Source organism: Pseudomonas sp. NPDC090755 (assembly GCF_044769005.1).
Lineage (GTDB): Bacteria > Pseudomonadota > Gammaproteobacteria > Pseudomonadales > Pseudomonadaceae > Aquipseudomonas.
Genome location: NZ_JBIVXC010000047.1, coordinates 1 through 4,680 on the forward strand (window position 1 = coordinate 1; position 4,680 = coordinate 4,680).

The 4,680-nt window shown below is 52.1% G+C and carries 3 protein-coding genes; all 3 read right to left on the bottom strand.

Annotation, left to right across the window (positions count from 1 at the left end):
* Window positions 1-1,202, bottom strand: a 1,202-nt coding sequence (locus tag ACIQUS_RS27020) for an HlyD family efflux transporter periplasmic adaptor subunit (RefSeq protein WP_403054175.1), incomplete at its 3' end; no start/stop codon positions are given.
* Window positions 1,203-1,211: 9 nt separating this feature from the next.
* Window positions 1,212-3,356 (bottom strand): type I secretion system permease/ATPase, encoded by a 2,145-nt coding sequence (locus tag ACIQUS_RS27025; RefSeq protein ID WP_403054178.1) that lies wholly within the window; start codon window positions 3,354-3,356, stop codon window positions 1,212-1,214.
* A gap of 10 nt (window positions 3,357-3,366) precedes the next feature.
* Window positions 3,367-4,680, bottom strand: a 1,314-nt coding sequence (locus ACIQUS_RS27030) for a TolC family protein (RefSeq protein ID WP_403054181.1), incomplete at its 5' end; no start/stop codon positions are given.

Genomic DNA, 4,680 nt, shown 5'->3' on the forward strand with positions numbered 1-4,680 from the left:
GCTTCGCTAACCCGCGATATCGGTGTAGTCAGGTATTCCCAGATAGTATGGGTGCCCGTCTTCACTTCAATAGTCCCCGTCATCCCCGGAATAACAGGGAGGTGATTTTCACCTCGAACCAATTCAGCCTCATCAGTCCGAACCAATATTCGATAGTAGCCTTCGTCAGGCTTGTTCGGATCCTTGCTGCGACGATCATCCCGAAGGGTATCGGGGCTCACCAGGGTCAACTCGCCCTTGAGCGAACCATACGTGGTGTAGTTATAAGCAGATAGTTTGACCGTCGCGCGCAAGCCTGGACGCAAATAGGCTACATCTGATGGTTTGACAAAACCCTCGACCAACAATTGATCACCGATAGGCACGATCTGCATCAATGGCTGGCCAGCCTGCACCACCCCACCTATCGTGACCAGCTCGACATTCTTGATAGTGCCACGTACGGGCGAGGTGACAACGGCATTGTCTACTGTATCTGCCCGAGCCTTTGCCGCTTCGAGGGCTTGCGACAGATCAGACTCGACCCGCGTAAGCTCTGCGGTCACCTCAACTTTAAATTTATTACGGCGCTCATCAAGTTGTTGCAACGTCTCAGCCTGCTGGCGCTTAAGGCGCAAGAGCTCAACGACCGAAATCACGCCCTTCTTGGTCAAGGGTTCAGTAATAGCGATTTCGCTACCCAGCAAAGACAATGTCTTGCGAAAATTTTCCTCTGCCGACTCAAGCGCCTCTTTTCTTGATTTATAAGCAGCCATTTCCCCCATCACCAACTCCGGCCTGGACGCCACCTCGGGTGGAAAATCTGGAGTAGTGCCATTTAGCTCAGCCAACAGACGCGCTTTACTAGCTTTCAGCGCCAACCCTTTATTTTCAAATTCCTGCAGCAACGCGCCACTCCGGGTGTCGTCAATTCGCAGAAGCTTCTGACCTTTCTGAACGATATCACCCTCTTTCACATAGAGCTCTTTCAACACCCCGGCATCCAGACTTTGAATAACTTGCTCGCGCCCCATCGGAATAATAACACCTGACGCCACCGTCACTTCTTCAAGCTCAGAATTAGCAGCCCAGACATAAAACACCAGCATAATCACAAGCGCGAAAACGACCATGAAACCACTCAGCGGATGACGAGACGTTATCAACGCGGCCTGTAAATCATGAATATAAGGTGCAACACTATTTTTACGTCGACCGAACATGGAAAACCCTCAACCTTCACTCAGTCGTTCCCGACTACCGGACCGAACAACCTGACCTTGCTCTATAACTACCACAGCTTCTACCAACTCAAGCATGCTAGGGCGATGCGTAGCCAACACCAACGTGCGCCCCCCTATCCAGTTTTTCAGCGCTGCAATAACACTTGCTTCGGTCGCTTTATCAAGCGCACTGGTAGGCTCATCCAGCAGCACAACGGAGGGATTGCCGAGCATCAGTCGAGCGAGTGCCAATAGTTGTTTCTGCCCACCGGAAAGCCCTGCACCATTTTCGCCTAACTGTGTATCCAACCCATCCGGCAATGTATTGATCCAATCTAGAAGGCACAAATTTTTCAGCACATCGAACACCGAGGCCTCTTCAATTTCCGTATGCCCCATCACCAGATTGTCTCGAAGCGTTCCTTTAAACAGCCTTGCATCCTGCCCCATCAGACCGACGTGTTTACGTAGCAGGGCAGGATCAATTTGTCTCAGATCAATATTATCCAGCGTTACCTGCCCCTCAGCACTCCAGTAATAGCCTGCCATCATCCGCAACAGTGTGGACTTTCCACTGCCCACCTTGCCCAGCAGTCCTATTTTCTGGCCAGGTTCAATACTCAAATCGAAACCCGCCAACGAAGGAAGTTCAGTATTCGGGTATTTAAAATCAACACCCTTCAGGCCCATACGACCACGCACATGGCGCAATGTGACATAACGTTTTCCTTCTTCACGCTCTACGGGGCGTTGCATCAACATCGAGAGTGCTTCCAGGGAACTACGAGATTGTTGCCATCGCCCCGCTAATGCCAATACGTTGGCAAAGGGACTCAACGCCCTGCCGCACAATATGGTGGCGGCGATCAAGCCACCCATGGTCATATCCCCGGCATTGATCAAGTAAACGCCCCAGACCACCAGCGCCATTGTCGACAGCTGTTGAACATGACTGCTGAAGGTACTGACCAAAGAAACAACCAAGCGCGACTGGCTGGCAGATTTGGCGTTCAGTGCATTGATATTCTCCCAGCGCCGCACCATCCAGCCTTCAGCACGGGCAGCCTTGATCTCTTCCAGTCCATCAATGCTTTCAACCAGTAACCCATGTTTGTCACCTGCAACCTTCATATGCTCTACTGCCAAACGCTTAAGCGGAATCTGGGCAATAAGACCAACAAAAATCAAAACAGGTATCGCCACGGCGGGAACAATCCAGAGCACACCCGATACTGCCCCGATGACGGCGACAAACAGCAAGGCAAACGGCAGATCGGCCAAAGCCAATACGGCCGCGGAGGAGAAAAATTCACGCAGCCCCTCAAAACTTCCCATATTACTGGCATAGGCACCGGCCGAACCTGGCCGACCTTCCATGCGCAACGCCATTGAATGACGAAACAGAATGGAACTGATTACCAAATCCGCCTTTTTCCCGCCCTTATCAACGACCCAGGCGCGCAAATTCCGAAGAAAAAACTCGAAAACCGCTGCAATCAAAGCGCCTATCGCCAACACCCATAACGATGCATATGCTTCATTGGGTAAAACCTTGTCATACACCGTCATACTGAAAAATGATCCGCCTAGCGCCAGCACATTGATCAGCAGCGTCCCCAGTGCCGCTTCGGCATAATAACCGCGATAGCGCCACAGTGTTTTCCAGAACCAACCCGTTTTCGAATGACTATGCGGCACCAACCCTCTGGCAGGCGCCTCATGCAAAGGCGGTTTAACCAAAAGACAGGTTTTGACCAACTGTTCCTCAAGTTCCTCAGCACCAAGATGAGTAGAGGCTTGAATTTCAGGCCACCATACATCGTAAGCCACCTGATTTTTCATCTGGCGACGGGCGTGGAGCAATAACGCTTCTCCGCTGTGTCGAAACACAACTAACGGAAATGCCTCATCGGGAATCTTTGCCAACGCGCACTCCAACAACTGGCCCTCAAAGCTCAGCGTGCGCATATTCTGCAAAACATCGCTAACGGCTACCCGGCCCTCATCACAGCGCGCCGCATTTTCAGAAAAAGACTCCGCGGGCAGTGGATGCCCCAAGCGTTCGCTAAGTTCTGCCAAGGTCAAACACAAGCTGTCGCACTCGCCGGCCCGCCCCTGAAGAGGTGCAGCGGGTATTACCTGTACTGTACTCATGATGCTCATCTCAATAGTGCTCTGCCAATCGACCCAGTGTCCCCAGCACTTGGTACCTGGCGAAATACAGATCACCCTCAGCATTAAGCGCTGACAGGCGATTGGTATAAACTTCATCTGAGGCGTTCAGCAGGTCCAACAGCGAGCGCCGCCCAACTTGAAATTGATCCTTGTAGGCTTGGAGAACTTTTTCTCCGGTCTTGACCTGGGTCTGCGCAGAAGACTGTCTGGCCCTTGCGCTATCCATCGCGGCCCAGCTTCGGCGCAGGCTCTCTTCTACCTCCAGGCGAATGTCCGCCACTGCATTTTGTGCGGCAATGGATGAAGATGACGCTGCCGACACGGCATGCCGTGCTGACAGATCAAAACCAGTCCATGTCACGTTCAAACTTGCTGAGCCACCATGGGCGCTGCGCACATCGAGAGACAACTCCGGTTTTGTTTGCGCCTTGGCGACATCAATATTTTCTTGCGCAGCACGGGCCTCGGCTTCCGCCGCCAGAATACGCGGATGGCCATACGCCACTCGGCTTAATGCAACATCCAGAGAAGGAGGTAGCGCAGACATAGTCCACGCATCCGTCAGCTCACCCTCCCCCGACGGCAACTCCCCGATAAAGCGATTGTAAGTAGCTTCAGCCTGCTGCAAGACCGCACGCTGGCGATCGACTTCCTGCTGAGCCTTGGCTTGGCGCACAACCGCTTGATACACATCAGCCTGGCGACCAGGATCATATTCGGCGACCGACTTGACGTCCTTGACGATAGAATCGATAGTTTCCACGTTGGCATCAGCCAAACGCACAGCACGCACCGCGTAGTACCAGCCCAGGTAGGCAGAACTGGCTTTCAATACCACATCATCCTCAGCCAGCGTAACTTGCTCTCCGGCCTTTTCATACAAGGCTTTTTGCACGCGGACACCCGCTTCAATACGACCACCTGAGTACACCGGCACCTTGACCAAGACACCCGTGTTATCACCGGCGTCCTGATCGGAATCAGCGTACCAGCTGGTATTGGATTCAAGCCCAACGGTCGGCCAATGTTTCGCTTCGGCGCCTAACACTTCTTGGTTTTGGGCAAAACGCTGCTGTTCTGCCTGCATAATAGTTGGATAATAATTTATCGCCTTTTGAATGGCGCCTTCCAAACTAACTTCATAACCCGAGTCCACTGCTCCAGCCAAACAAAACGGCACTTGCAACGCAACAAAAATAGAAACAACCAATTGACGCTTCAGCATATTTCGTATTTCACAGAAAAAAATGAATAGTCGCCACGCTATAACGAATGTCATAGCAGCATAATTGTTAAATCTTTT